The organism is Arcobacter acticola (assembly GCF_013177675.1).
Lineage (GTDB): Bacteria > Campylobacterota > Campylobacteria > Campylobacterales > Arcobacteraceae > Aliarcobacter > Aliarcobacter acticola.
Genome location: NZ_CP042652.1, coordinates 995159 through 1022075, shown reverse-complemented (window position 1 = coordinate 1022075; position 26917 = coordinate 995159). Strand labels below are relative to the sequence as shown.

Below are 26917 nucleotides of genomic sequence, written 5' to 3'. Positions count from 1 at the left end.
TCCTGTATTGTTATTCTTTATTTTTTGTAATTGTATTGATTTCTTTTTATTGTTTCCCTAAACAAAACTCTTTTTTAGAAATATTTTCTCTATATCTTGCCCAAATACTCATAATCTTTTCTTTTAAATTTGACATATTATCAGAGCTTATTACACCTATTATGATTTTTTTATTTTTACTAAAAGTAAAAGATGTAAAACCATTTTTTTGAAGCTTTGTTATGAACTCTTCATTATTTTTTGTTTTTATATAAATTTTTGCAAAAATAAAGTTAACACTACTTTTTCTTGTAATATAATCTTTTAATTCATCACCTTTTACATCGAATTTCTCGATATATTCTAAATGCGTGTTTTCACAAAAAGAGTTTTTTATAAGCATATTTGTAAAATCAAAGTTCTCATAACTTCTTCCACGACTTAAAATATCTGTGTAAAAAAAACTTGAACTCTCATCAAAATTTAGTTTGAAAAGTTGAATATATTTTGAGTCTTTATATAAAATCAATTCATCATTTATAAACTCTAAATTTGAGTTATTTTCAAGTTTAATATTTATTTTATTTATTCCAAACTCTTTTTTAGATGAATATATTTTTGTAGCTGATTCTGTAGTTAGTATTAGGTTTGAATTATCTAAAGAAACATTTAATCTGATTTTATCTTTTGGAAAGATTCCTTCACCTATGTTTAATAACTTTATGTAATTTTCACTATCATTGAAATAATAGTGTCTTGATGGAAGTTTCAAACTATTCAAAGAAAATATATCATCTTTAAAACTAAACTTTATACTCATAATTTTCCTAAATCTTTTTTGTGTTTAATATATAATAGTTTAACAAAAAAAGAGTAGATTACTTTTTCTTCACTTGTATATTTTATATGCATAGTTTAGAGTATTAATTTTATTTTTCTAAATAATGTGAAATATAGACAACACTAAAGTGAAACTTTTGAAAATATAGTTTATTCTCTGTATTGCGACCACATTCTCAAAATTCTAAGTACTTTATCTTCTTCTCTTACTTCATAAACTAATCTATGTTGAATATTTATTCTTCTTGAATATGCACCACTTAGATTGCCGACTAATTTTTCATATGGTGGAGGATTTTGAAATGGATCTTTTTTTATAGTTTCAATAAGTTCTTTAGCTTTGTTTTGTAAGTTTGTAGCAGATAGTTTTTTAGCATCTTTTTGAGCTAGTTTACTGTAAAGTATTTTATACTCTACCATTCAATATCTTCACTAAATTCACTATCATCTTCTTGCATTGACTCTTTAATTGAAGTTGCAAGATTGGGAACTGAGTTTAAAAATAAAGTTTCTTCTATTGCATTCCAATCTTCTTGCGAAAGCATCACCGCATTGTTTCTTTTTCCAGTAATAAGTATTGGTTCATGTGTTAGTGCAGTTTCATCCATCACATTGTAAATATCTGCTCTTACTTGACTAACTGACATAACTCTTGTCATATGTTGTCCTTTATTAATTACTTTTTATTATTGTACTTTATTTCGTACGCTTTGTCAATTTAAAAAAATGATTATCTCATTTATTCAAAATTTTTCGTCAATAACTTTTTTATTATTATCAGGTACTAAATCAATATCTTTAATTTATTTACTATTTCTTCTTTTTTCATAATGTTGATTACAACATAAAAGACTAAAGATTTACACTGACATATACTTTTTAATAATCTCATCACTAAGTTGTGCAATCTCGCCATTTGCAACAACACTTCCCCTATCAAGTACATAAAAATCATCTCCATGTTTTCTTGCAAATGGAAGTTTTTGCTCTACTAACATCACTGTGATTTGCTCTTCTTTTGTTAGATAGTCTATTACTTCTCCAATTTGAGCTACGATATTTGGTTGGATTCCTTCACTTGGTTCATCTAGGATTAAAAACTTTGGCTCTATACATAAAGCTCTTGCGATTGCTAGTTGTTGTTGTTGACCTCCTGATAAATCGCCACCTTTTCTTTTTTGCATATCTTTTAGAACTGGAAATAAATCATAGATTTTATCTGGAACTTTTGTGATTTTATTTCTATTTGCTAAAACACCAATTTGTAGGTTTTCCAAAACTGTTAATTGTGAGAAAATCTCTCTTCCTTGTGGAACATAACCTATTGCTATACTTGCTCTTTTGTGGTCAGCTAATTTTGAAATATCCTGTCCATCATATATAATTTGACCATCTTTGATTGGAAGTAATCCCATGATTACTTTACTTAGAGTTGTTTTTCCAACTCCATTTCTTCCCATAAGACAAGTGCATCTACCTTTTTTTATCTCTAAATCCAAATCCCATAAAGTATGGCTTTGTCCGTAAAATTGGTTTACTTTTTCTATTTTTATCATCATTATCCCTTTTAAATCTGAAAATTCAAAGAATGCAGCTAGTACAAGGCGAAGATTTGAAGGTTTACTACAAGTAAATCAAAAATCTTCAACGCTGTAATAGTTGTGTTATTTGGATTTTCACTCTCCTAAGTATACTTTTCGAACTTTTTCGTTGTTCTGTATTGCATCCATATTTCCTTCTGCCAAAACTGAACCCTCATGTAAAACTGTTACTTTTTTAGCGATACTTCTTATAAACTCCATATCGTGTTCCACAACTACTACTGCATTTTCTTTTGCTAAATTTGTTAAAATTTCTGCTGTTTTTTCTACTTCTTGTGGTGTCATTCCTGCAACTGGTTCATCTACTAGTAGTAGTTTTGGCTCTTGCATAATTAACATTCCTATTTCTAACCATTGTTTTTGACCATGGGATAAGATTCCTGCTTCCATATTGTAAAGCTCTTTTAAACCTATTAGTTTCATGGTTTCTTCGATTTTATCTTTTTGCTCAGATCTTAATTTTGAAAAAAGTGTTTTGAAAAACCTTTTATCATCTTTCATTGCAAGCTCTAAATTTTCGAAAACCGTATGATTTTGAAAAACTGTTGGTTTTTGGAATTTTCTTCCAACACCAATTTGGGCAATACTTGGTTCATCCATTGTAAGTAAATCAACAGAATGTCCAAAAATCACAGATCCTGAATCTGGTCTTGTTTTTCCAGTTACCACATCCATCATAGTTGATTTTCCAGCTCCATTTGCTCCAATTATACATCTTAACTCACCATAATTAATAGAAAAACTAAGATTATTTAAAGCCTTAAATCCATCAAAACTAACGCTTACACCATCAACAAGAAGTATTCTACTTCCTATTTTTAGATCACCTATATCAGTTTCATTTTCTCTTTTTAATCTTTCCATTTTTAAGCCTTTTTCATTTTCCCAGTTAATTTACTAATAAGTCCTACAACACCAGCAGGTAGATATAAAGTTACAACCACAAACAATCCACCAAGAGCATATAACCAAACTTCAGGAAGTGCAGATGTGAAATATGTACTTGCAAAACTTACAAGCATTGCTCCAATAATCGCTCCATATAAAGTCCCTCGTCCTCCAATTGCAACCCAAATTACAAGTTCAATTGAGAATAGTGGTGAAAATACACCTGGATTTATAATTCCTACTTGAGGCACATACAAAGCTCCTGCAATTGCTGCTAAAATAGCAGAGACAACAAAAATAAAAAGTTTGTATTGTTCAACTTTATAACCTAAAAATCTAACCCTACTTTCAGCATCTCTAATAGAAATTACAACTCGCCCTAGTTTTGAATTTATAATAAATCTACAAATCAAATACCCTAAAGTCAAAAATAAAAAAGTAACTATTAAAAGCCCTACTCTTGTAGTATCAGCTTGCAAATCAAATCCTAAAATATCTTTAAAATCTGTAAGACCATTATTTCCACCAAAACCCATATCATTTCTAAAAAATGCTAACATTAAAGCATAAGTTAAAGCCTGAGTTATAATAGATAAATAAACTCCTGTAACCCTTGATTTAAATGCAAACCATCCAAATACAAAAGCCAAAATAGCAGGAACTGCCATCAACATAAAAAAGGCAAATAATGGATTATCGAAACCATACCAAAACCAAGGTAACTCTTTTAAGTTCATAAATACCATAAAATCTGGAAGTTCTGGATTTCCATAAACTCCTCTATCTCCGATTTGTCTCATTAAATACATGGCCAAACCATATCCACCAAGGGCAAAAAATGCTCCATGCCCTAAACTTAAAACTCCTAAATATCCCCAAACTAAATCTAAGGCTAAGGCTAAAAGAGCAAAAGCTAAATACTTTCCTAAAATAGTAACAGTAAATGTTGAAACATGAAAAATAGAGTCAGCAGGAACTACTAAATTACAAAATGAAACTATAAATACTATAACTGCAAGAGCAGATAAAACTATTTTACCGCCTTTGTCATTTTCTAAAATTTTTAATACTAAAGATTTATTTTTCATATTTTAATCCTGTGCATCTCGACCTTTTTGAGGAAATAATCCTCTAGGTCTTTTTTGTATAAATAAAATGATAAATACCAATATTATTACTTTTGCTAAAACAGCACCTGCAAGAGGTTCAATAAACTTATTAAGTTCACCTAAACTAAATGCGGCTATTAGAGTTCCCCATAAATTTCCAACTCCACCAAATACTACAACCATAAAGGAATCTACTATATAAGCTTGTCCTAAATTTGGTCCAACATTTGTAAGCTGTGAAAGTGCAACTCCTGCAACTCCTGCAATTCCTGAACCTATTCCAAAAGTAGCCGCATCAATAAAACTTGATTTTATTCCCATAGCTCTGGCTATTGGTCTGTTTTGAGAAACGGCTCTAACTTTTAATCCTAATGATGTTTTTTTCATCACATATAAAATGGCAAAAAATACAAGCAAAGAAAAGATTATGATATATAATCTATTGTAAGTTAAAAATAAAGCTGGATTTACCTCTAAAGCTCCACTCATCCAAGATGGTGTTTTTACTTCTTGATTTAAAGGTGAATAAACTGTTCTTACAATTTGTTGTAAAACTAAACTCACCCCAAAAGTTGCAAGTAAAGTTTCAAGTGGTCTTCCATATAAATGTCTAATAACCAATCTTTCTATTAGAATTCCAACAATTCCACTTACTATAAATGCTGCTGGAATTGCAATGATTATTGAATACTCAATTAAATTTGGCATTAATTGCTGGATTGTATATGTTGTATAAGCTCCTATCATAATTAACTCGCCATGAGCCATATTAATAACTTTCATAACTCCAAAAGTAATAGCTAATCCAATTGCTGCTAATAATAAAACTGAACCTTGTGATAAACCAAAGAAGGCAGTTTCTACAAAAGAGTAAAAAGATTTACTCTCTTCAATTTGTATTACTGATGTATGTGCAACTTTTTTTATCTCTTCATCACTTGATGTTTCAGATAGAGCTGTTAAAGTTTCTAAAGATTTCGCTGATAGAAAATCTCCTAGCTTTTTTATTGCTTCAATTTGCTCAGGTCCTGTTGAGAATTTTGCTTTTAAATTTGTATCACTCTCAAGTAAGATTTCTTTTACAGATGAGTTTTTTTCACTAGCTAGTGCTTCACTTACAATTGCAGCATCTTCTTGTTCTAGATTTGCAAGGATATTTTTTGCAGCTTTTAATCTCTTTTCAATATTTTTTGAAAAAAGATTTATTTTTGCAAGTCCTGATTTTATAACACTTCTTAATTTATTATTTATTTTTATCTTTGAAAAGTCTTCTTGAGTTTGAACATTTTCATTTGTAAATAAACTTTTAAAATTTTCATTTTGTGAAACCAAAATTTCATTTGTAGTTGGATTAAAATATAAATTCCCAGCCAACATATTTTGTAATAAAATTTCTAATTTATCTTCTTCTTTATAATTTACAATCAACTCATTTAATACTTCTTCTTTTACTTTAAAACTTTTATCTGATAATTTAGAAGATAACTCTTCAAAGGTAGAAGCATATGAAAATGAGATAATTAATAGATTAAGGAGTATTATTTTTATAATATTCATTTGATATTTCCTTAAGATAAATATGAGAGAAAGTTCTCTCATATTTTTTTATGTGTTAGTTTGTTCCTGAACATTTTTTAGTAACTGTGTTATAAGTTCCACAATTAATTGGTTTTGTCCAATCAGAGATTAAATCTTTAGATCCTGGTAAGAAATCAGACCAAGCATCACCTGCAACTTCTTTTTCAGTTCTCCATACAGTTTCAAATTGACCATCTTCTTGAATTTCTCCAATTAAAACTGGTTTTGTAATATGGTGATTTTTAAGCATTTTTGCAGTTCCACCTGTTAAGTTTGGAACTTCTAAACCAATAATTGCTTCATTTACTTTATCAACCTCTGTAGTTCCAGCTTTTTCAACAGCTTTTACCCATAAATTAAATCCGATATATGTAGCTTCCATTGGGTCATTTGTAACTCTTTTTTCATCTTTGATATATGTTTTCCATGTTTTTATGAAATCTTTATTAGCAGGAGCATCAATACTTTCAAAATAATTCCATGCAGCTAAATGTCCAACAAGTGGTTTAGTATCAATTCCTGAAAGTTCTTCTTCACCAACAGAGAATGCAACAACTGGAATATCTTCAGATTTAATACCTTGATTTCCTAGCTCTTTATAAAATGGAACATTTGCATCTCCATTGATTGTAGAAACAACTGCTGTTTTAACTCCAGTTGAACCAAACTTTTTAACATCTGAAACAATACTTTGCCAGTCTGAATGACCAAATGGCGTATAGTTAATCATAATATCTTCTTTTTTAACACCTTTTGATATTAAGTAAGACTCTAAAATCTTATTAGTAGTTCTTGGATATACGTAGTCAGTTCCAGCTAAAACAAATCTTTTTACACCCATTTCATTCATTAAATAATCAACTGCAGGAATTGCTTGTTGGTTTGGCGCAGCACCTGTATAGAATACGTTTTTAGAAGATTCTTCACCTTCATATTGAACAGGGTAAAATAATAAACCATTTAACTCTTCTACAACTGGAAGAACAGATTTTCTTGAAACTGATGTCCAACAACCAAATGTAACATCAACTTTATCTTGTGTTAAAAGACCTCTCATTTTTTCAGCAAATAAAGGCCAGTTTGAAGCTGGATCTACAACTACGGGTTCTAGTTTTTTACCTAAAATCCCACCTTTTTTATTTTGCTCTTCAATTAACATTAAAACAGTATCTTTTAATGTAGTTTCAGAAATAGCCATAGTTCCAGATAGTGAGTGTAAAACTCCAACTTTAATAGTATCAGCTGCATGAACTAACATCCCACCTAATAGTGCTGAAGTTACAATCGCTTTTGCAAATAATCTTTTCATAAAATCTCCTTTTGATTTAAGTCCTTTTGACTTCTAGGAGAAGTATAAAATAGTAGTGTTGTTTTAGTGTTGCTTTTGGGGTTGTTTGGGAATGGTTGGTGTATAGATTTTAGACATATTATATTTTTAACTTTTCAGTTTTTTTATCTAGATTAAATGTAAGAAAAATAACAATTTGCAATATTTTTAAAGCAAAATCTATTTTTTTGATAAAGTTATAAAACAACTTTTCAAAGGTGATTTTATGGATAATATTTCAAATATTGTACTTTACAATGATGGAGAATTAGAATTAAAAGTTTCTGTAAATGAAGAAACAATTTGGCTTACACAAAAGCAACTGTCAGAGCTTTTTAGTGTTGAAATACATACTATTAATTATCATATTAAAAATATTTATAAACAAAAAGAACTAAATAAAAATTCAACTATTCGAATTTTTCGAATAGTTCAAAAAGAAGGAAATAGAGAGATTCAAAGAAATATTGAACACTATAATCTTGATATGATTATATCAATAGGATATAGAGTAAACTCAATTACAGCTACAAAATTTCGTCAATGGGCAACATCTATTTTAAACCCGAATTATGCAATAGCAAAATAAAGACCTAACCAAAAGTACCATAGAATATAACTTTATAAAACATTTCAAAGGAACACCAAATGGGTGAACTAAAAATAGAGTATTCAGATAAAAAAATAACTCCATTTGGTGGTATGAAGTTACTTAAAGATTTTATAGATAAAACTGATGTAATTAAAAGTTTATATGAAGTAAATCTTCCACAACCTGGATCAAATGCTGGGTATAATCCAATAGATATTATTCAAGGTTTTTGGTTAGCAATATTTACAGGAGCGAGTAGATATATTCATGCTGATTGGATTAGATATGATACAACCTTACAAAATATATTTAATATAAAAAAGCTTCCTAGTCAATCAACTTATAGTAGATTTTTTCACAAATTTGATATGGGGAAAAATAATGAAGTATTTCCAATGTTACAACAAAAATTTTTTAATCAAATTAATGTGGGTGCATTAACTATAGATTTAGATAGTACAGTAATAACAAGATATGGAGAGCAAGAGGGAGCAAAAAAAGGTTACAATCCTAAAAAGATGGGTAGAAACTCTCATCATCCACTTATAGCTTTTATATCACAAACAAAAATGGTTGCAAATGCATGGATGCGTTCAGGCAATACAAGTGACCTAAATAACTACTCAAACTTTTTAGATGAAACATTCGATATTTGTTTAAAAGATCATAAAGTAGGCCTAGTAAGAGCAGATAGTGGATTTTATTCTCAGAAATTTTTAGAATACTTTGAAAATAGAAATTTAAATTATATTGTTGCTGTTAAATTCTATGAGAATATAAAGTATACAATTGGAAATATTACCCAATGGATTAAAATTACAAATGGACTTGAAGTAGCATCATTAAAATTCAAACCAGAAAATGGAATTGAAAGAAGATATATAATAGTTCGTAAACTTACATCACAATATCCAAAATCAGGAGGTAAACTTCTATTTGATGAACCAATATATAGATATAGTGCCTTTGTAACAAATATAGAGCTACCAGTAGATCAAATATATAATATTTATAATACAAGAGCAGATTGTGAAAATAGAATCAAAGAGTTAAAGTATGATTTCGGAGCAGATAACTTCTGTTTAAAAGACTTTTATGCAACAGAGGCTTCTTTTAGATTTATTATGATGGCATACAATATTATGGCACTATTTAAACATCAAGTTGTTAATTCAAATATGATGCTTTCAACTCTACGTTCCTATTGCTTCGCATTAGGATCTTGGATAACAGAACATTCCAATAAAAAGACTCTAAAAATATCATTACCACAAAAAAGAAGAGCTTGGATGGATGGTTTGTTTGAAAATGTAAAACAATCTCAAATGCCGTTCAAATATACCTGATAATTTTAAATAAAAATTAACAAAAACAAGACTATAAAATTATAATTCAAATGTTAAAATAATCAACTATGCACTTTTTCTATTGCATAATCAGGGTTAAAAAATTACATAAAAAATGGCTATGTAATAAATGCTGATAAAATTACTAATGAAAGATTTGTAAATTTAGAAAATGATGTAAATATTTTAAAATCTCAAATGAATGATGTCAAGTCACTTATAAAAAACAATACTTTAGAAACAACTCAAGGTATTTTCTATGATGGTCAAATTTATGACTCTTATAGTTTTATTTCTGATTTATTAAGAAGTGCGAAAAATGAAATTATCTTAATAGATAATTATATAGATGATATAGTTTTGACTCTATTTTCAAAAACACCTAATATAAAAGTTACTATCTATACAAACACTATTTCTAAACAACTAAAACTTGATTTTGAAAAATACTCAAAACAGTATAATAACATCACGTTAAAAACTTTCAAAAATTCTCACGATAGATTTCTGATTATTGATAAAAAAGAGATTTATCATATTGGAGCTAGTTTGAAGGATTTGGGTAAAAAGTGGTTTGCTTTTTCTAAGATGAATTTGGAAATATCAGAGTTATTGGAAAAATTAGAAATTATATGACTTAATTTAAACCCAATTATCCAAAACCAAATTTTCAATTCTTTCAAACTCTTTAATGTTATTTGTAACTAAAGTCATTTTATTTGACAAAGCATGAGCGGCTATCATCATATTAAGTCCACCGATTACTTTTCCAGATTTTTCTAAAGTTGCTCTTATTTTTCCATACTCAATAGAAGCATTTAAGTCATATTCTAATATATCAAAAGGTCTTAAAAAATGTTCAAGTGCTAAAAGATTTTTCTCAATATGCAAACTTTTATAAGCTGCAAAATAAAGCTCGGAAACCGTAATAGATGAAATACATAAATCGCCTACATCAAACTCTCTGAATTTTTCCCTTAAACTTTGAGGTTTATTTTTTATAATATAAATACAAATATTTGTATCAAGTATTAACTTTTTCAAAATAAATCCTCCCTATTTTGAGTTGGTTGAACTCGCTCATTCATAAAATCATCTGAAAATTCATCTAGTCTATTAAACATATTATCCCAAACTGATTTATCATTTTTAGAAAGTAATATTATTCCATTTTCAACTTTTTTAACAAAAAGTTCATTTTGATTTTCAAATCTAAACTCTTTTGGTAATCTAACAGCTTGACTTTGACCATTTTTAAATATTTTTGCTATTGCTGTCATTTTTTACTCCTTTAGTATATATTAATAAGTATCTACTTAATGAATTTAAATGTCAAGTTTTAATTACTAAATTTAAATTTGTAACTTATTTGAAATAAAAAATTAGTATACTTATATAATTTATAAAAAGGTTAATATTTATGCAAATAGAAAAGTTATATGGAAAAGATATTGATGATATCTTAGATTTTGAAGAATTTTCAGAAAAATTTGAGAATCAACCATCAGAAGAATTTTTAAAAGAAGTACATAAAAAATATCAATATCGTTCACAAGAAGAAGCCTTAAGAACTTTACAAGTAGAACTACTTAAACTACAAGAGCATTTAGAAAAGAAAAATGAAAAAATGATTATTTTAATTGAAGGAAGAGATGCCTCAGGGAAAGGTGGAGCAATTAGAAGATTAACAAGATATATGAATGAAAAACATTATAGAGTTGTTGCTTTAGGAAAACCCTCAGATACAGAAAAAACGCAATGGTATTTCCAAAGATATGTTCAGCATTTTCCAAAAGGTGGAGAAATAGTAATTTTTGATAGATCTTGGTATAACAGAGCAATGGTAGAACCTGTTTTTGGTTTTTGTACAGAAGATGAATATGAAACTTTTATGAGTACAGTTAGTAGTTTTGAAGAAGATGTAATAGCTCATAAAATTCACTTTTTAAAAATATATTTTTCTGTTTCGAAAGAAGAGCAAGCAAATAGATTTCATGAAAGAGAAGAAAATCCTCTTAAACAATGGAAATTAAGTGAAATTGATTTACAAATGCAAGAAAGATGGGATGAGTTTACACAAAAAAAATATAGAATGCTAAAAGAAACAAATACTAAAATCTCTCCTTGGACAATCATTAGAAGTGATGACAAGTTTTTAGCTAGATATAATGCTATTAAAACTATATTAAATAAAGTTAATTATGAAGATAGAGATTCAAGAATTAACTTTACTGTTGATCCAGAAATTGTAACAAGTGCTGAAAAAGAGTTAGAAATAATGGATGAAAAAGCAAAGTTAAGAAGAGAAAATTCGAAATAAAAGAATAATGATGATAAAAACGCCTTATTTAGCAGTTGATGGTATTATTAAATTATATGATGAAAAAGAAAATTTCAAAGGTATTGTTTTAATTGAACGATTAAATATACCTTTGGGTATTGCAATTCCTGGTGGATTTGTTGATATTGGAGAAACTGTTGAAAATGCAGTTGTACGAGAGATGAAAGAAGAAACTTCTTTAGATGTAACTATTGAGTCTCTTCTTGGTGTTTACTCAGATCCTGCAAGAGATTCAAGATTTCATACAGCATCTGTTGTTTATGTCTGTAAAGCTTATGGAGAGCCTATCGCCCAAGATGATGCAAAGGAAGTTTATATCTACAAAATAGATGAACTACCACTTGATAAATTGGTTTTTGACCATAAAGAAATAATTACTGACTTTTTAGAAAAACTATAAAAATTAAAGAAAATAGACTCCTTGAAAAGTTTATTTTCTTTTGAGATTATTTACCTTCAAACTCTTTTTCATCGGCATTAGAAACTATAAGTTTAGCTATTCTATCAATTTTCACTGAAACTTCATAACTTTGAGAAGCAACTTGTGCATTTTGCTGTGTTTGCATATCTAAAGAATTTATAGCTTTATTGATTTGCTCTATTCCGCTTCGTTGTTCATTACTTGTGATTTTTATTTCTTGGATTAATTTAATAGTTTGTTGAATATTTTTATTTAAATCTTTGTATCCATCAATCATATTACTAGCTATTTGTTTACCTTCATTAGCTTTTTTAGTAGCTGTTTCAACTATAGCTTTTATCTCCTGACTTCCGCGATAAGACACACAAATCAATATCTTGAAATTTCAAATAATATCTAAAATCTGTTTTTGTATTTCAGATGGATTAATAGGTATTATTTCATCATCTATTTTTACAGCAATTATATGCTCAATAATTTTGCGTAAAAATTTTTGTGAGAAATCAAATTTAACATCATTTAGTTTTAATTTTCTTTCAAACTCTTTATAGATTGCATAAGATACAAACGAAATTAAGATATGAGCTTTTATTCTTGTTTCTAGTCTATGATAAATAGGTCTTATTTTTAGATCAGTCTTTGAGATTCTAAAAGCTCGTTCTACATCATATTGATTATTATAGTGTTCAATTATTTCATTTGCTGTAAGATTAAAATCATTTGTTATAAATCCTTTGATACCATCTAATTTTTGATCTTCAATTATTTTTTGATTATTGATATTAAAAGTGATATCACATTTATGATCATCAATATTAAGATATTTAGCATAGTATGATAGTTTTAAATCTTTTTTTGTGATATTTTTTGTAGTCTTTATTTTCTCTTCTAATCTTTGCAATGCTTTATCTCTATTGTACTTATCTTTTTTTGCTCTTTTGAATGAATATGAAAGCACTAATCTTTGATTTACATTTATTGATTTTGAAACGCTAGTATCTTCATCTATTTTTTCTTTATAGGATATATCTTTATTAAATTTTAGTGTATGAATAGTACCATCATCAATAAATGTTAGATTTGTGATTTTTTCTTTTAAATCACTTGCGATACTTCTTGTTTTAGCAGCTAAAATATATTTATAATTATTCTCTTCTAAATAAGCTATATTTGCATTATTTAACATTCCACGATCAGCTACAACTATAGGTTTATTTGGAAGAACAAATTTCTCTTGGAATTTTTTGAGTATATCTACTAGTGTATGGCCTTCATATTTATTACCCTCATAAACTTCAAAGCTTAATGGATATCCTTGCAGTGTTGTAAACAATCCTAGTTGTATCTGAGGACGTGCTAATTTACCCTCTTTACTAAATCCAATACGTCTAAGATCATCTTCACTCTCACTCTCAAAGTATAATGTTGTTACATCATAAAAGGTTAATACTATTTCACCTTTCATTATATTTTTTGTATATTCAAATACACAGGTCTCTATTTTTGATTTTATTTCATCTTGGTACAAAGTATCTAAAAATCTATATATTTTATCACTTGTTATATCAATATTTTTAAAGTAACTTAGATAGTTTATAAGTTCAAGTTTACTCCCTGGATATAATAATCTTGAAATCACCAAACTTTTAAACAAAAAGTTTTTATCCTCTTTATTCCTAATATTTTTTGTATTTATATCTTTAAATAAATCATTACATCCAATATTATTAAACAATTTTCCAAATATAAGCTCATCACCTATTGGAATAAAGTCTTGTGTATTTAAACTTGAAAGTAGTTCTTTAAGTAGTATCTTTTTATTTGATTCTGATATTTTATTTGCAAAAAGATTTTGAGATAAATCATTGATTTTTACAAGAGCTTTTTCATAAAATTTTTCAATCTCTAGATCTTCAAAACTACAACCAATAGTTTCAACTACTTTGTATCCTCTATTTGTTCTATCTAATATTTGAACACTTATACTACCACTAGCATTTTTCTTTTTTCTAACTCTTAAATTCATAAAGAAATTTTAACAAATATACCCTTGAGACACACAAATAGTGTTTTCTTATTACCTATAAAGCCCTTTATTTAGGGATTCATATTTTTAAATTATTGATTTATTGAGTTATCGCGGAAGTCAGGAAATAATTACTGACTTTTTAGAAAAACTATAAAAATTAAAGAAAATAGACTCCTTGAAAAGTTTATTTTCTTTTGAGATTATTTACCTTCAAACTCTTTTTCATCGGCATTAGAAACTATAAGTTTAGCTATTCTATCAATTTTCACTGAAACTTCATAACTTTGAGAAGCAACTTGTGCATTTTGCTGTGTTTGCATATCTAAAGAATTTATAGCTTTATTGATTTGCTCTATTCCGCTTCGTTGTTCATTACTTGTGATTTTTATTTCTTGGATTAATTTAATAGTTTGTTGAATATTTTTATTTAAATCTTTGTATCCATCAATCATATTACTAGCTATTTGTTTACCTTCATTAGCTTTTTTAGTAGCTGTTTCAACTATAGCTTTTATCTCTTTTGCTGCTTGTGCTGATCTTGATGCTAGGTTTCTAACTTCTCCTGCAACTACTGCAAATCCTCGTCCTGCTTCTCCTGCAGTTGCTGCTTCAACGGCTGCATTTAGTGAAAGAATATTTGTTTGGAAAGCTATTTGATCAATTACACTTATTGCTTCATTTATTAAATTAACTTGTGTATTTATTTCATCCATAGCAAGTGAAGTTTCAGATGCTAATCCTTCACCATGTGAAGCTGAGTTTGTTACATTGTTTGAAAAAGTTGCCATTTTAGCAATATTTTCAGTATTTACTCTAATATTTGAAGTTATTTCTTCTAAAGCTGCTGCTGTTTCTTCCAATGAAGCTGCTGCCGCATTTGAACTTACATTTAGTTTATCTACGTTTACAAGTAAGATATCAGAGCTTTCATCTAAATCTATACCGTTTACTTTATTTTCCACTAGCATTGAAGTAATTGTTTTTCTAAGATTATTTATATCTGTAAATAACACTTTAAAATCATTTTCTACAGAAGTTTCATCTAGTTTTTTCATATAGTTATAATTACTAAACTCATCTAGTGTGATCAAAATCTGACTAATACTACTTTTTAAATTATCTACAAGTAAGTTAATTGTCTTTGCTATATAGTTTAATTTACTGTTTGATGTATTTGTGTGATGAATTTTATCACTAAAATTTCCTGCTTGAACTTTTTCAGCTACTAACATTAGTTCACCATAGATTTGTAATTCTTCATCATTTCTTTGATTTAAAATTTTACAAATACTATCTAGTTTATTTTTTATATCTTTTTGAATTCCATCGCACTCAAAATTAAATTCAGGTAAAGAGTTAAGATCATTTTTCAAATAATTTTCTATACTAGAAAGAACATCAAGTATTTCTCTATCTTTATTTTTTTTAAAAAACATTTTAAACCTTTATTTTAATGTTGAATACAATTTAATTGCATCACTTATTTCTTTTTTTGTTGGTTTTATTCTAACTGATATATATCTTGATTTCCCTGAAGGATCTTGTGAAGGATAAACAGTAGCTCGAACCCAATAAAAGCCTCCATTTTTTGTCTTGTTTTTAACAATACCTTTCCAAACATTTCCATTTTTTATAGTTTTCCATAAATCTTCAAAAGCAAGTTTTGGCATATCTTGGTGTCTTACTATATTATGAGGATTCCCTAGTAATTCACTTATATCATATCCTGCAATTTTACAAAAATCATCATTAGCAAATATAATATTTCCTTTTTCATCTGTTTCTGAAACAATAATCATTTCTTTTGGCATAATTATTTCATTGTCTATACTCATAGGAATTCTCCTTTCTTAATCTAAAAATAATTATAGTATAAGAATGACTCTCAAATGACTCTTTTTTATAAAATTATAACTTTTTCTCCTTCATTTTACAAATTTTAGTAATTTGTTGATAATCAAAATCTTCAATCAAATCAATAATATAGTTTTTATCATTTTCTGCAAGGGCATATTCTTCCATCAGTTGTTCTATTAAAATATTATCCATTTGTATTGCAAATGAATTTAACTTCTCAAAAAAATCATTTGATATATTTTCAAATAAATTAATTTCCATTGGTTTATAATTTTCATCTTGATTATTTTCATCATATGTAGGTTTTACATTTAGATATTTTTGTAAAGCTAAAAGTATTTGTTTTTCTTCTACTGGTTTTGGTATAAAATCTGTTGCACCTATTTTTAAGACTTTTTGCTTATCCTCTTCAAAAACATTTGCAGATAGAGCGATTATGGGGATTATATTTTGAGAATTTTCTTCTCTTATTATTTTAATTGTCTGCATTCCATCTAATCCATTCATTAAAATATCCATAAAAATCAAATCTATTTTTTCTTCTTTTAATATATCTATTGCTTCGTATCCACTTGAAGCTTCAAAAATCTTAAAACCATATTGGCTTAATATTTGTAAGACTAAATCTCTATTTTCTTTAATATCATCCACTACTAATATAGTTTTTTCTAGATTTTGATACTCTATTCCTATTAAATCTTTTGATTTATGTTCTTTTATTATTTCCTTTTCATTTCCCTTTTCATAATCTATACTAAAATAAAACTCACTACCAATTCCAATAAAACTTTTTACATATATAGTTCCACCCATCAAAGATATCAACTCTTTGGTTATTGATAAACCCAATCCTGTTCCATTTTGATTATAATCATCTTTTTTGATTTGCTCAAAGGGTTTGAATATTTTTTTTATATTATATTTATCTATTCCAATTCCTGTATCTTTTACTTCAAAAAATAGTTTTCCACTTTGCTCATAAATATTTAAAGAGATATCACCTTGTTTTGTAAATTTCAATGAATTACCCAATAGATTTATAAGAATTTGTTTTAATCTTTGTTCATCTGCTTTTATGATATTTGGAATATTTACATTTACATTTAGATTAAACTTCAAGTCTTTTGATTCACATCTAAAAGCAAACATTGACTCTATATCTTTTATCAATTCGTGAAATTCGAATGTTTTAGGAACTAATTCTATCTTTCCAGCTTCGATTTTAGAAAGTTCTAATATCTCATTTATGATGTTTAAAAGATGATTTCCACTTCTATTTATTACTTCTAGGTTTTTTTTCTCTTGTTCATTTATGTTTTGTGATTTTTTAAGTAGATTTGCAAAACCTAAAATTGCATTTAAAGGAGTCCTTAGTTCATGACTCATCCGAGCCAAAAAGATTGATTTGGCTTTATTTGCACTTGTTGCTTCTTCCATAGAAATTTTGATTTGTTGTTCACTTAAAATTAGTTTTTGAGTATTTTCTTTGAAGATTTGAACGGCTCCTATCATATCTCCTAATTCATCTTGATAATTGTTTTTTTCTAACTCTACACTCATATCATTTGATGAAAGTTTTAACATCACTTGTCTTAAAAAATCTATAGGATAAACAATTCTGAATAAAATGATAAAAAATGACATCAAGAAAAAAATCACTGAAAATAGAACCACAACATTTACATAAAACTCTTGTTTTTTTACTATTTCTCTTGATTCATCAACTTTTTGTTTTGTTCTACTTTCAAAGGCTTTATAAAAATTATCAAGTGGTTCCATAATTCTTTTTTTTGCTTCATGGTATTCATCTGAATGCATAAGCTCTCTTGCAAATTTGAAATCAGCTTCACCTTTTATTGTATAGTTTCCATCTTTATCTTGGAATATTCCTTTTATAGCGTTCATCGCTTTATGCTCAAGATTTGTTAAATCATCTGATTCTTTTTTAGATTTAAAAAGTAAATTTAATTCAGAATCAGTAAAGTTTGCTCTTTCCATAAGCTCTTTTAGTGATACTTGTTCTCCATCTAAAATAGGTTCTTCATCGCCTAGTGTATAAAAATCCCAAAAAATACCATTGTATCTTTTAGGTCTTGGTTTATCTGCATTTCTAATATCAAATACAGTTTTAAACTGTTTTTCAAACTTTGGATTTCCGGTTATTACATAAGTACGTGCCATTCTTGTCAAATCATCACTACTTTGTCTTAACTCTTGGGCAAGAACAAGTGACTTATACTGCATTTGATAGGCATCTTCTAGTTTAATAGTAGCTTTTTGATATTTATTTACAATCACCGCCACAAAAATAAATGAAACTGTATTTAAAATAAACAGTAACATAAAAAGTCTTTTTAAATTCACTTAAAAACCTCATTTTAGTTTTACTTTCTTTATCCTATAATCTTAACAAAAAGTAAAGTAAAAAAAGTAACTTAATGAATAAAAAATATACAGTACTAATAATTGATGATAAAAAAGAAAATTTAAAATACCTAAATGAGATTTTAAAAGAGGAGGATTACAATGTAAAAGCATCTACAGATGCCATATTTGCAATTAATTCTTCTAAAATAAATCCACCTCATCTAATACTTCTTGATATAAAAATGCCTGATTTAAATGGTTTTGAAGTATGCAATTTACTAAAAAAAGAAGAGAAGCTAAAAGACATACCAATTATTTTTATAAGTGCTTTGAATGATATTGAAAGTAAGCTAAAAGCTTTAAATATTGGTGGAGTTGATTATATTACGAAACCTTTTGAAAAAGAAGAAGTAAAAGCTAGGATTAAAACTCAACTAAAAATATTTGAAAGTAAACAAACTATTTCAAAACTTTTGGAACAACAAGATTTTTTCCTAAAAAAAATCATTCATGAGATGAATACTCCACTTAGTATTATTTCTTTAAATATTGATAGTTTAGAATCTCTTTTAGGTCCCAAAGAGCAGTTTGAGACAATAAAAGCTTCTAGTAAATCACTATCTTCAATTTACAATGATTTATACTATTTAAGTAAAAAAGAAAAAAGAGTATCTGAACCTACTAATATAAATTTAATGAGATTTCTATCTTCTAGAATGGCTTTTTTTGATGAGATGGCAAATGTAAAAGATATTGATATATCATTAGATATTCACAATGAATTTAATATATTTATGGATTCTTATGAATTAGAAAGAGTAATAGATAATACTATTTCAAATGCAATTAAATATTCATTTGAAAATTCAAATATAGACATAATATTAGATATAGAAGAAGATTCTTATAAACTTGAAATAAAAAATGAAGGAATACAAATAGCTGATACAAAAACAATTTTTGATGCATATTATCAACAAAAAGAGAAAAATGTAGGTTTTGGTTTAGGTTTGAGTATTGTGAAAGATATTTGCAATAAATATAAAATAGATATAAATGTAACTTCTATAAATAATCAAACTTCTTTCTCTTATTTTTTCCCAAAAAATTTATTAATTAAAGAAGATGTAATATGAAAATATTTTTACTTGAAGATGATTTTGCTTTAAATAAAATCATAAAACTCTCTTTACAAAATAAAGGTTTCTTTGTGGATAGTTTTACTGATGGTTATAAAGCTGTTGATGTTATATTAAATAGTACTTATGATTTATATATTTTGGATTTAAATGTCTTAGGATTTGATGGACATAAGGTTTTAGAATTTATTAGAAAAGATTATTTAAATGTTCCTATTATTATGATTAGTGCTGAAATTGATATTGAAAATATAAAAAAATCTTACGCTTTAGGATGTAATGATTATATAAAAAAACCCTTTGATTTTGAAGAATTATATTTGCGAATCCAATATCATTTAAGTCATATAAAAAAAGATGATAATAGTGATTTTCTTGTGGATTTAGGATATGATTTTTCTTTTAATCTTCTTGAACAAACTTTACATAAATCAAATTTTGAAATAGAACTTACAAGTAAAGAGAAACTACTTTTAAGTCTTCTTGTAAAAAATATTAATAACACAGTAACAAATGAAATGATTCACGAATATGTATGGGATAGTAAAGAGATGGAAGCTGTTAGTATGAGAACAATTGTTCATAAGTTAAAGAAAAAGCTAAAAAATGGAATGATTGTAAATCTAAGAGGTATTGGATATAAACTAATAAAATAATATGATTTGACTTAATGAAAAAGCTTAAAAGCTTTCCCACTCATCCTTTGAAGTTTGAGATTCAATCTCTTTTTTTTGTGCTGGTGTTTGAGATGCTGGCTTTGATATCTTAGTCTGTACAAAATCTTTTTTTATCTCTTTTTGGTGTTGCGTTGCTTTTAGACTTTTTGCTTTTACTTCATTTTTCCCTGCGAACTCTTTTGCATTTGCATCACTTACAATCAATTTAGCAATTTCATCTGTTAATACAGCCACATCATGTGTTTGAGAGGCTACAGCTGCATTTTTTTGTGTTTGTTGGTCTAATTGATTTACTGCATCGTTTATTTGTTCTATTCCTGTTAATTGCTCTTTACTTGACATTTCAATATCTTGTATTAGATTAATTGTTTGTGAAATATTTTCATTTAAGTCTTTATATCCGCTAATCATATTATTAGCGATATCTTTCCCTTGATTTGCTTTTTTAGTTGCATTTTCAACAATTGTTTTAATTTCTTTTGCTGCTTCTGCACTTCTTGCTGCTAGATTTCTTACCTCTGCTGCAACAACTGCAAAACCTCGTCCTGCTTCTCCAGCAGTTGCTGCTTCAACGGCCGCATTTAAAGAAAGAATATTTGTTTGGAAGGCAATTTGATCTATTACGGTAATTGATTCATTGATTAAATTAACTTGTGTATTAATTTCATCCATTGATTGAGTTGTTTGATTTGCTAATCTCTCACCTTCAGAAGCTGAAGCTGTAACACCATTTGAGAAAGTTGTCATTTTTGCTATATTTTGTGTATTATTTCTAATATTAGATGTTATTTCTTCAATAGCAGCTGCTGTTTCTTCTAAACTAGATGCTGCTTCATTAGAACTCACGTTTAACTTATCAACATTTGTTAATAATATATTTGAACTATCTTCCAGAGTTAAACCATTTGTCTTATTTTCAATTAACATTCCAGTAATTGAATCACCTAATGTATTTACACCATTTGCTAGTTTTAGAAGTTGTTCTGTTAAACCTTTTTGATCAATTTTATTTAAATATTTATAATTACTATATTGTTCTAATACATTAAGTACATTATTAATATTATTTTCTAAATTTGAAGCCATATTATTTAATACATCTTTTAACTGCATTAAAGATGGATTTGAAACATTCATATTTAATCTTTGACCTAAATCACCTTTTTCAAATTTTCCTAGAACTGCGATTGTTTCATCTATTACTTTTCTGTCATCTTCAATACTTTTTTCAGTTTTTGCAATATTGTCATTTACAACTTTTGCCATCATTCCAAATTCATCTTTACAATTAAGGTCAATTAATTTAACACTTGAAGATTCTCTATTTAGATATGCAAAAAAACTATTCATTCCATCTTGTACACTTTTTAAAGAACCTGTTATTGACTTAGTAATAAATAAAGCTATTAATAAAGATAGTACAACACAAATCATCATAATAGAAATAAGTAATATTTTCGCATTAGCATATATTTCATTCCCAATTGTATTTGCTTTAGCGCCACCATCTACATTTATTTGTACCAATTTTAATAAAGTAGCAGAAAAGTCACCAAATTCTTTTTTAGTTTTTCCCATGATTTTTCTAGCTTCTTCTGTTTTATTTTCTCTTGATACAACAATTAATTCTTTATTTATTTCTAGATAGTGTTCAAACTGCTTAGAAAATTCTATATATAATGATTTCTCTTCATCAGAAGAAATAAGTTTTTCATAAACTTCTCTACTCTCGTTTATTGTAGACAATGTATCTGCAAGATCTTTTTCAGCTTTTTGCATACCTTCTGGAGTTTGGGACAAAATATGATCATATTGCGCTATACGGAAATCTGATGTAGCAGTATTTATTTCTTCAATTACTTTTAAACTAGGCATCCAATTTTCGCTTATAACAGTTGATTGATCATTTACACTTGACATCTTTTGTATTGAAATTATTCCAAGTAAAATAACTAATATTATTAGAATACCAAATCCTAAACCTAGTTTTGAACTTACATTCATATTTTTTATCATTTTTAAATTCCCCTATATCCATTCTTAATCATATTCTAGCTATTTTTTAGTTATTTAGTGCAATTTCTTTAATTATTTTTTAATTAGGAATAATGATCTTATTAATTTTTTATAAACAAACATATAAATATTACAAATTAAACATAAAATCAGATAAAATAAAACATATTTAAAGTTAATAAAAAAGGAATGATATGACTAAAAAAATATTGCTTTTAATTATGCTATTTTTAACTTCAATTATCGCAAAGGAAAATAATATGAGTATCTACGATTTTAATGTAAAAACCATAGATGGTGAAGAAGTTTCAATGTCAAAGTACAAAGGAAAAGTTCTTTTAATAGTAAATGTTGCTAGTAAATGTGGATTTACAAGCCAATATGAAGGTCTTGAAAATTTATATGAGAAATATAAAAACCAAGATTTTATGGTTTTAGGATTTCCTTCAAATCAATTTGCAAATCAAGAACCTGAATCAAATGATAAAATCAAAGAGTTTTGTTCTTTAACTTATGAAGTAAAATTTGATATGTTTTCTAAAATCGATGTAAATGGTGAAAATGAAGCACCTTTATATAAATTTTTAAAATCAAACCAAAAAGGTATTTTAGGAACAGAAAATATAAAATGGAATTTTACTAAATTTTTAGTAGATAAAGATGGAGTAATTGTAGATAGATATGGAAGTGCAACTAGCCCTGAATCTATTGAAAAGGATATTGTAGAACTTTTAAAATAAAAAATATTTAGGTACATATTATTTATTATTTTTAATTTATTATTAAAATATAAAATAATATTGCCTACATATAAAAATATCCATTTTACTTTATAAAATAAGTCTTTTTTATGATATAATTTTTTTAGAAAGTTATTAAATAATAAAAAGACTACTATGAAAAATAAAAATTTACTTATATATTTAATTGTATTGTTAGTGCTTAGCTTTTCAATATTTATTATAAAATATATAAATGATACAAAAAATCAATATAAAGTAATCTCAGAAAATATACTATTTCAACAATCTTCAACCCTATTTAACAATATCGTGACCATGAGAAAATGGAGTTCTGATCATGGTGCTGTCTATGTAAAAGCGCATGAAGGAATAGAACCTAATCCTTATTTAGAAAATAATCATACGTATACAAAAGACAGTGAACTTCTTATTAAAATCAATCCTGCTTGGATGACTAGACAATTATCAGAAATGTCAAATAGAACAGAAAATTATTACTTTAAAATAACCAGCTTAGATCCAGTTAATCCAGTAAATGCTCCTGATGATTTTGAAAAAAAAGCATTAGATGACTTGGCAAAAAATAAAGATAAAACATTTTATACAAGTATGGAAAAAGATAAGTATAATTTATTGGGTTCATTAAAAATTGAACCTTCTTGTTTAGAATGCCATGTTCATCAAAATTATAAAGTTGGTGAGGTAAGAGGAGGTCTAAGAGTTAGCGTCCCTTTAGATAGCTATACTCAAAATATTGAAATTTTGGAATCAAAAACTAATTTTTTGTTTACTATTACTATCCTTACTTCTTTGGTTTTTATTATTATCATTGTATTTACTATAAACTCTATTTATTCAAGAGAAATTAATATTACAAAATTGAATAAAACACTTGAAAAAAAGGTGAGAATAAGAACAAAAGAGTTAATTGATGCAAATAAAAAACTAATTGAAATTTCTACAAAAGACTATCTTACTAATATTCCAAATAGAAGACATTTTTTTGAAATTGGAACAAAATCTTTACATATTGCAAAAAGAGAAAACAATCAGTTATCTGTAATTTGTATTGATATTGATTTTTTTAAAAAAATAAATGACACATACGGACATAATGTGGGGGATGAAGTATTAAAATTAATCACTAAAAACATGAATAAATATATTAGAAAATCAGATGTATTAGCTCGTATTGGTGGTGAAGAGTTTGCAATATTACTTAACAATACAAATGAAGAAAATGCTTTCCTTTTAGCTGAAAAAATAAGAATAGCAATTGAAAATTTAAATTATATAAATAATAATAAAGAAATAAAAACAACTATAAGCTTAGGAATAAGTCAACTAACACAAGAAGACTATGACTTAGATTCGATTATTATAAGAGCAGATAAAGCTTTGTACGAAGCAAAAAATACAGGTAGAAATAAGAGTGTGATTTATTGATAAAATAGATTATTTAATTTCATCAACTCTTTTAAGAAATAAATCAAAATGATATTTGCCTTCTAGTTTTTCTTTTGACTCTTCAAATTTATTAATCATTTTCTCTTCTAATTGAGTACCATTGTTTTTAAGTTTTTCAAAGATTTGCATAATTTTCTCGTCACTTATTTCACGTAGATTTGAATCTTTTACAATCTGAGGAATTTCACTAATATCTGAAATAGGCATTTTAAAATCGCAGTAATATTGAGATAAATTATTTATTCCCCAATACTCTAATCCTAATTTATTATAAAAATCCAAAGAAGAACTAACGCAATTCATTTTAAATCTTCTTATTTTATTTCCTGAAAAATGAGAAAATAAATATTTTAAAAGTTTATAGGCATAACCAAAACTTCTATGTTTATTTGGGGTTAAAAGATTATGAATTGTTAGATATTCATTATCTTTAGAGATAGTATAAAACAAGTAACAAACATGTTTTTTCTTATCATTCACTAAACATAAAGGAGGAAATTTTTCCCAACTGTAATAATTATCCCACCATTCAAGTGCACTTTTTGAAAATGACAAACTTTTAAAATCTGCTATTTTTTTAACTGAAATTAAATATTCATCTCTATTGAGTTCTATCACTTTCATTTTTTAATCCTTTGCTATAGGGTTCATTGTAGTCTTATTAATTATTAATCAAAGGATTTTATTGTTTATATTTTATCCATTGTAAATTTTAAAATATTTTAAACAGTTTCGGGTATTATTTCAAAATGAATCTACTTGAAAAACTCAAACAACTTCCCAATGATGCTGGTGTTTATCAATACTTTGATAAAGATGGACATTTATTATATATAGGAAAAGCAAAAGTACTTAAAAATAGAGTTAAATCCTATTTTAAATTTACTCCAAAATTACTACCTGCTGATAAATTAGGTCCACGAATTTATAAAATGATTTCTGAGGTTGTAAGTTGTGAGTGGATAGTAGTACCAAATGAACATGATGCTTTGATTTTAGAAAACTCTTTAATCAAACAGCTAAAACCAAAATACAATATTTTACTAAGAGATGATAAAACATATCCATATATTGTAATAGATTATAATCAGGATTTTCCAAGACTTGAAATCACAAGAAGAATACTAAAAGAAAAAAATGTAAAGTATTTTGGACCATATTCAACGGGTGCAAAAGATATGCTAGATAGTATTTATGAAATAGTTCCCCTTGTTCAAAAAAAATCTTGTGTAAGTGGTAAAAAAGCTTGTCTTTTTCATCAAATACAAAAATGCCTAGCTCCTTGTGAAAATAAAATTTCAAAAGAAGATTATGCAAAAATTGTAGAAACTGCCTTAGAATATATCTATAATAAATCAAAATTAATCACAAAATTAAATGAAAGAATGTCTCAATACGCAAATAATTTTAGATTTGAAGAGGCAATGACTTTAAGAGACAGAATAAAAACAATAGAAAAATCTCAAATCAAATCAGGTATAGATTTAGCAACAAATGAAGATATAGATATTTTTGCAATAACAGCTTCAAATAAAAAAGCAGTTGTTGTTAGAATGTTTTTAAGAGATGGAAAACTTGCTTCTTCTTCACATGATTTTTTAAAGGTGAATAACTTTGATGAGAATTTTGATTTTGATTATAATGAAGCATATAAAAGAGCTATTATAAACTACTATGACAATGAAATTCCACTTTTACCAAAAGAGATATTAACAGGAATTGAACTTGAAGATGTTGAAGAACTAGAAGATTTTTTACAAACAAGATTTTCTAAAAAGATAAAAGTGTTAAACCCTAAAAAAGATAAGAAAAAGGATATTGTCCAAATTGCTTTAAACAACTGTGATGAACTTTTACGAATTGATTCAAGTAGAAATCAAACAACAATATATGAAGAGCTAAAAGATTTATTTGGCTTAGAAACACTTCCTTACTTAATAGAAAGTTATGATAACTCACATATGATGGGACAAGCAACAGTGGGAGCCATGGTTGTATGGAATGAAGATATAAATGCCTTTGATAAAAAAGCTTTTAGACACTATAACCTTGAATCAAAAGATGAATACTCTCAAATGAGAGAAATGTTAATAAGAAGGGTTGAAAATTTTGAAAAAAATCCAGCTCCTGATTTATGGATAATAGATGGTGGAGAAACACTTTTAAAACTAGCCTATGATATCGTGCAATCAGTGGGAGTAAATCTTGACATAATTGCAGTTGCCAAAGAAAAAGTTGATGCAAAAGCCCATAGAGCAAAGGGAGCTGCTAAAGATATCATTCACTATAAAACTAAAAATGGTGAATTTAAAAACTTCAAGTTATCAACAAGTGATAAAAGATTACAATTTGTTCAAAGACAAAGAGATGAAGCCCATAGATTCGTAATTAATTTCCATAAAAAACAAAAAAGAGCCCAAGATAAACAAATATCACTACTTCAAATAAAAGGCATAGGAGAAGCAAAAATTAAAAAACTTCTTTTATATTTTGGTGAATTTGAGAAAATAAGAAATGCATCTGTTGAAGAGTTAAAAAATGTTTTAAATGAAAAAGACGCACTTACTATTGCAAATTATTTTATAAATCCAAAGGATTAA

General features: G+C 26.8%; 25 protein-coding genes and 2 pseudogenes. 10 read left to right on the top strand and 17 right to left on the bottom strand.

The window, feature by feature from the left end:
• Positions 1-46: 46 nt before the first annotated feature.
• The 8 genes from AACT_RS05345 to urtA form a co-directional block, all read right to left on the bottom strand.
• A complete protein-coding gene (locus AACT_RS05345; RefSeq protein WP_172125654.1) occupies positions 47-799 on the bottom strand; it encodes an urease accessory protein UreD in 753 nt (250 codons plus the stop codon).
• Between the two features lie 170 nt (positions 800-969).
• The gene (locus tag AACT_RS05340; RefSeq protein WP_172125652.1) at positions 970-1239 is read right to left on the bottom strand and encodes a Txe/YoeB family addiction module toxin; all 270 of its coding nucleotides are present in this window, start codon (positions 1237-1239) and stop codon (positions 970-972) included.
• A complete protein-coding gene (locus AACT_RS05335; RefSeq protein WP_172125650.1) occupies positions 1233-1478 on the bottom strand; it encodes a type II toxin-antitoxin system Phd/YefM family antitoxin in 246 nt (81 codons plus the stop codon). Before AACT_RS05335 ends, AACT_RS05340 begins: the two co-directional genes overlap by 7 nt.
• A gap of 201 nt (positions 1479-1679) precedes the next feature.
• Positions 1680-2375: an urea ABC transporter ATP-binding subunit UrtE gene (gene urtE, locus AACT_RS05330; protein ID WP_172125648.1), complete on the bottom strand. Its 696-nt coding sequence runs from the start codon at positions 2373-2375 to the stop codon at positions 1680-1682.
• A gap of 120 nt (positions 2376-2495) precedes the next feature.
• Positions 2496-3284 (bottom strand): urea ABC transporter ATP-binding protein UrtD, encoded by a 789-nt coding sequence (gene urtD / locus AACT_RS05325; protein ID WP_172125646.1) that lies wholly within the window; start codon positions 3282-3284, stop codon positions 2496-2498.
• Positions 3285-3286: 2 nt separating this feature from the next.
• The gene (urtC, locus tag AACT_RS05320) at positions 3287-4396 is read right to left on the bottom strand and encodes an urea ABC transporter permease subunit UrtC (protein WP_172125644.1); all 1110 of its coding nucleotides are present in this window, start codon (positions 4394-4396) and stop codon (positions 3287-3289) included.
• Positions 4397-4399: 3 nt separating this feature from the next.
• A complete protein-coding gene (gene urtB, locus AACT_RS05315; RefSeq protein ID WP_172125642.1) occupies positions 4400-5974 on the bottom strand; it encodes an urea ABC transporter permease subunit UrtB in 1575 nt (524 codons plus the stop codon).
• Positions 5975-6029: 55 nt separating this feature from the next.
• A complete protein-coding gene (urtA, locus tag AACT_RS05310) occupies positions 6030-7304 on the bottom strand; it encodes an urea ABC transporter substrate-binding protein (RefSeq protein ID WP_172125640.1) in 1275 nt (424 codons plus the stop codon).
• A gap of 244 nt (positions 7305-7548) precedes the next feature.
• On the opposite strand from urtA, the gene AACT_RS05305 reads away from it, so the two are divergent.
• From AACT_RS05305 to AACT_RS05295, 3 genes are all read left to right on the top strand, one after another.
• Positions 7549-7911 (top strand): virulence RhuM family protein, encoded by a 363-nt coding sequence (locus tag AACT_RS05305; RefSeq protein WP_172125638.1) that lies wholly within the window; start codon positions 7549-7551, stop codon positions 7909-7911.
• Positions 7912-7970: 59 nt separating this feature from the next.
• Positions 7971-9260 (top strand): IS1380 family transposase, encoded by a 1290-nt coding sequence (locus tag AACT_RS05300; protein WP_172125636.1) that lies wholly within the window; start codon positions 7971-7973, stop codon positions 9258-9260.
• Positions 9261-9458: 198 nt separating this feature from the next.
• The gene (locus tag AACT_RS05295; protein WP_216658222.1) at positions 9459-9896 is read left to right on the top strand and encodes a hypothetical protein; all 438 of its coding nucleotides are present in this window, start codon (positions 9459-9461) and stop codon (positions 9894-9896) included.
• Positions 9897-9902: 6 nt separating this feature from the next.
• Here the strand turns inward: AACT_RS05295 and vapC are convergent, their stop codons facing one another.
• Together vapC and AACT_RS05285 are read right to left on the bottom strand one after the other, a co-directional pair.
• Positions 9903-10304: a type II toxin-antitoxin system tRNA(fMet)-specific endonuclease VapC gene (vapC, locus tag AACT_RS05290; RefSeq protein ID WP_172125634.1), complete on the bottom strand. Its 402-nt coding sequence runs from the start codon at positions 10302-10304 to the stop codon at positions 9903-9905.
• The gene (locus AACT_RS05285; protein ID WP_172125632.1) at positions 10301-10540 is read right to left on the bottom strand and encodes an antitoxin; all 240 of its coding nucleotides are present in this window, start codon (positions 10538-10540) and stop codon (positions 10301-10303) included. The genes vapC and AACT_RS05285 overlap by 4 nt, the downstream gene beginning before the upstream one ends.
• A gap of 140 nt (positions 10541-10680) precedes the next feature.
• On the opposite strand from AACT_RS05285, the gene ppk2 reads away from it, so the two are divergent.
• On the top strand, positions 10681-11580 hold the full coding sequence (gene ppk2 / locus AACT_RS05280) for a polyphosphate kinase 2 (RefSeq protein WP_172125630.1): 900 nt from the start codon (positions 10681-10683) through the stop codon (positions 11578-11580).
• A 10-nt stretch (positions 11581-11590) separates the two neighbouring features.
• Positions 11591-12001 carry an NUDIX domain-containing protein gene (locus AACT_RS05275; RefSeq protein WP_172125628.1) on the top strand — a complete coding sequence of 137 codons (411 nt, stop codon included), beginning with the start codon at positions 11591-11593 and terminating at the stop codon, positions 11999-12001.
• A 49-nt stretch (positions 12002-12050) separates the two neighbouring features.
• On the opposite strand, the pseudogene AACT_RS05270 reads toward AACT_RS05275, so the two are convergent.
• From AACT_RS05270 to AACT_RS05250, 5 genes and pseudogenes are all read right to left on the bottom strand, one after another.
• Positions 12051-12368 (bottom strand): annotated as a pseudogene (locus tag AACT_RS05270) (methyl-accepting chemotaxis protein); the annotation flags it as partial.
• 39 nt (positions 12369-12407) lie between these two features.
• Complete coding sequence (locus AACT_RS05265; protein WP_172125626.1) at positions 12408-14048, bottom strand: IS1634 family transposase; 1641 nt, start codon at positions 14046-14048, stop codon at positions 12408-12410.
• A 203-nt stretch (positions 14049-14251) separates the two neighbouring features.
• Positions 14252-15052: pseudogene (locus AACT_RS15715) on the bottom strand (methyl-accepting chemotaxis protein); the annotation flags it as partial.
• A 444-nt stretch (positions 15053-15496) separates the two neighbouring features.
• Positions 15497-15886 (bottom strand): PAS domain-containing protein, encoded by a 390-nt coding sequence (locus AACT_RS05255; RefSeq protein ID WP_430385340.1) that lies wholly within the window; start codon positions 15884-15886, stop codon positions 15497-15499.
• A gap of 73 nt (positions 15887-15959) precedes the next feature.
• Positions 15960-18272 carry a response regulator gene (locus AACT_RS05250; RefSeq protein ID WP_172125622.1) on the bottom strand — a complete coding sequence of 771 codons (2313 nt, stop codon included), beginning with the start codon at positions 18270-18272 and terminating at the stop codon, positions 15960-15962.
• Between the two features lie 74 nt (positions 18273-18346).
• Between AACT_RS05250 and AACT_RS05245 the strand changes: the two genes are divergently transcribed.
• Positions 18347-19411, top strand: a complete 1065-nt coding sequence (locus AACT_RS05245) for a hybrid sensor histidine kinase/response regulator (protein WP_172125620.1) — start codon at positions 18347-18349, stop codon at positions 19409-19411.
• Positions 19408-20070 carry a response regulator transcription factor gene (locus AACT_RS05240; RefSeq protein ID WP_172125618.1) on the top strand — a complete coding sequence of 221 codons (663 nt, stop codon included), beginning with the start codon at positions 19408-19410 and terminating at the stop codon, positions 20068-20070. Before AACT_RS05245 ends, AACT_RS05240 begins: the two co-directional genes overlap by 4 nt.
• A 24-nt stretch (positions 20071-20094) precedes the next feature.
• Here the strand turns inward: AACT_RS05240 and AACT_RS05235 are convergent, their stop codons facing one another.
• Complete coding sequence (locus AACT_RS05235) at positions 20095-22107, bottom strand: HAMP domain-containing methyl-accepting chemotaxis protein (RefSeq protein ID WP_172125616.1); 2013 nt, start codon at positions 22105-22107, stop codon at positions 20095-20097.
• A gap of 260 nt (positions 22108-22367) precedes the next feature.
• On the opposite strand from AACT_RS05235, the gene AACT_RS05230 reads away from it, so the two are divergent.
• Both AACT_RS05230 and AACT_RS05225 read left to right on the top strand, forming a co-directional pair.
• Positions 22368-22847: a glutathione peroxidase gene (locus AACT_RS05230; RefSeq protein ID WP_172128551.1), complete on the top strand. Its 480-nt coding sequence runs from the start codon at positions 22368-22370 to the stop codon at positions 22845-22847.
• 156 nt (positions 22848-23003) lie between these two features.
• The gene (locus AACT_RS05225; RefSeq protein WP_172125614.1) at positions 23004-24296 is read left to right on the top strand and encodes a diguanylate cyclase; all 1293 of its coding nucleotides are present in this window, start codon (positions 23004-23006) and stop codon (positions 24294-24296) included.
• Between the two features lie 9 nt (positions 24297-24305).
• On the opposite strand, the gene AACT_RS05220 is transcribed toward AACT_RS05225, so the two are convergent.
• Positions 24306-24941, bottom strand: a complete 636-nt coding sequence (locus AACT_RS05220; protein WP_172125612.1) for a hypothetical protein — start codon at positions 24939-24941, stop codon at positions 24306-24308.
• Between the two features lie 125 nt (positions 24942-25066).
• Here AACT_RS05220 and uvrC point away from each other — a divergent pair, with 125 nt between their 5' ends.
• Positions 25067-26917, top strand: a complete 1851-nt coding sequence (uvrC, locus tag AACT_RS05215; protein WP_172125610.1) for an excinuclease ABC subunit UvrC — start codon at positions 25067-25069, stop codon at positions 26915-26917.

Excerpts from the sequence above, each read along its gene's own strand:
- AACT_RS05345 (WP_172125654.1), bottom strand. The coding sequence starts at position 799 with ATGAGTATAAAGTTTAGTTTTAAAGATGATATATTTTCTTTGAATAGT.
- AACT_RS05340 (WP_172125652.1), bottom strand. The coding sequence starts at position 1,239 with ATGGTAGAGTATAAAATACTTTACAGTAAACTAGCTCAAAAAGATGCT.
- AACT_RS05335 (WP_172125650.1), bottom strand. The coding sequence starts at position 1,478 with ATGACAAGAGTTATGTCAGTTAGTCAAGTAAGAGCAGATATTTACAAT.
- urtE (WP_172125648.1), bottom strand. The coding sequence starts at position 2,375 with ATGATAAAAATAGAAAAAGTAAACCAATTTTACGGACAAAGCCATACT.
- urtD (WP_172125646.1), bottom strand. The coding sequence starts at position 3,284 with ATGGAAAGATTAAAAAGAGAAAATGAAACTGATATAGGTGATCTAAAA.
- urtC (WP_172125644.1), bottom strand. The coding sequence starts at position 4,396 with ATGAAAAATAAATCTTTAGTATTAAAAATTTTAGAAAATGACAAAGGC.
- urtB (WP_172125642.1), bottom strand. The coding sequence starts at position 5,974 with ATGAATATTATAAAAATAATACTCCTTAATCTATTAATTATCTCATTT.
- urtA (WP_172125640.1), bottom strand. The coding sequence starts at position 7,304 with ATGAAAAGATTATTTGCAAAAGCGATTGTAACTTCAGCACTATTAGGT.
- AACT_RS05305 (WP_172125638.1), top strand. The coding sequence starts at position 7,549 with ATGGATAATATTTCAAATATTGTACTTTACAATGATGGAGAATTAGAA.
- AACT_RS05300 (WP_172125636.1), top strand. The coding sequence starts at position 7,971 with ATGGGTGAACTAAAAATAGAGTATTCAGATAAAAAAATAACTCCATTT.
- AACT_RS05295 (WP_216658222.1), top strand. The coding sequence starts at position 9,459 with ATGAATGATGTCAAGTCACTTATAAAAAACAATACTTTAGAAACAACT.
- AACT_RS05285 (WP_172125632.1), bottom strand. The coding sequence starts at position 10,540 with ATGACAGCAATAGCAAAAATATTTAAAAATGGTCAAAGTCAAGCTGTT.
- ppk2 (WP_172125630.1), top strand. The coding sequence starts at position 10,681 with ATGCAAATAGAAAAGTTATATGGAAAAGATATTGATGATATCTTAGAT.
- AACT_RS05275 (WP_172125628.1), top strand. The coding sequence starts at position 11,591 with ATGATAAAAACGCCTTATTTAGCAGTTGATGGTATTATTAAATTATAT.
- AACT_RS05265 (WP_172125626.1), bottom strand. The coding sequence starts at position 14,048 with ATGAATTTAAGAGTTAGAAAAAAGAAAAATGCTAGTGGTAGTATAAGT.
- AACT_RS05255 (WP_430385340.1), bottom strand. The coding sequence starts at position 15,886 with ATGAGTATAGACAATGAAATAATTATGCCAAAAGAAATGATTATTGTT.
- AACT_RS05245 (WP_172125620.1), top strand. The coding sequence starts at position 18,347 with ATGAATAAAAAATATACAGTACTAATAATTGATGATAAAAAAGAAAAT.
- AACT_RS05240 (WP_172125618.1), top strand. The coding sequence starts at position 19,408 with ATGAAAATATTTTTACTTGAAGATGATTTTGCTTTAAATAAAATCATA.
- AACT_RS05235 (WP_172125616.1), bottom strand. The coding sequence starts at position 22,107 with ATGATAAAAAATATGAATGTAAGTTCAAAACTAGGTTTAGGATTTGGT.
- AACT_RS05230 (WP_172128551.1), top strand. The coding sequence starts at position 22,368 with ATGAGTATCTACGATTTTAATGTAAAAACCATAGATGGTGAAGAAGTT.
- AACT_RS05225 (WP_172125614.1), top strand. The coding sequence starts at position 23,004 with ATGAAAAATAAAAATTTACTTATATATTTAATTGTATTGTTAGTGCTT.
- AACT_RS05220 (WP_172125612.1), bottom strand. The coding sequence starts at position 24,941 with ATGAAAGTGATAGAACTCAATAGAGATGAATATTTAATTTCAGTTAAA.
- uvrC (WP_172125610.1), top strand. The coding sequence starts at position 25,067 with ATGAATCTACTTGAAAAACTCAAACAACTTCCCAATGATGCTGGTGTT.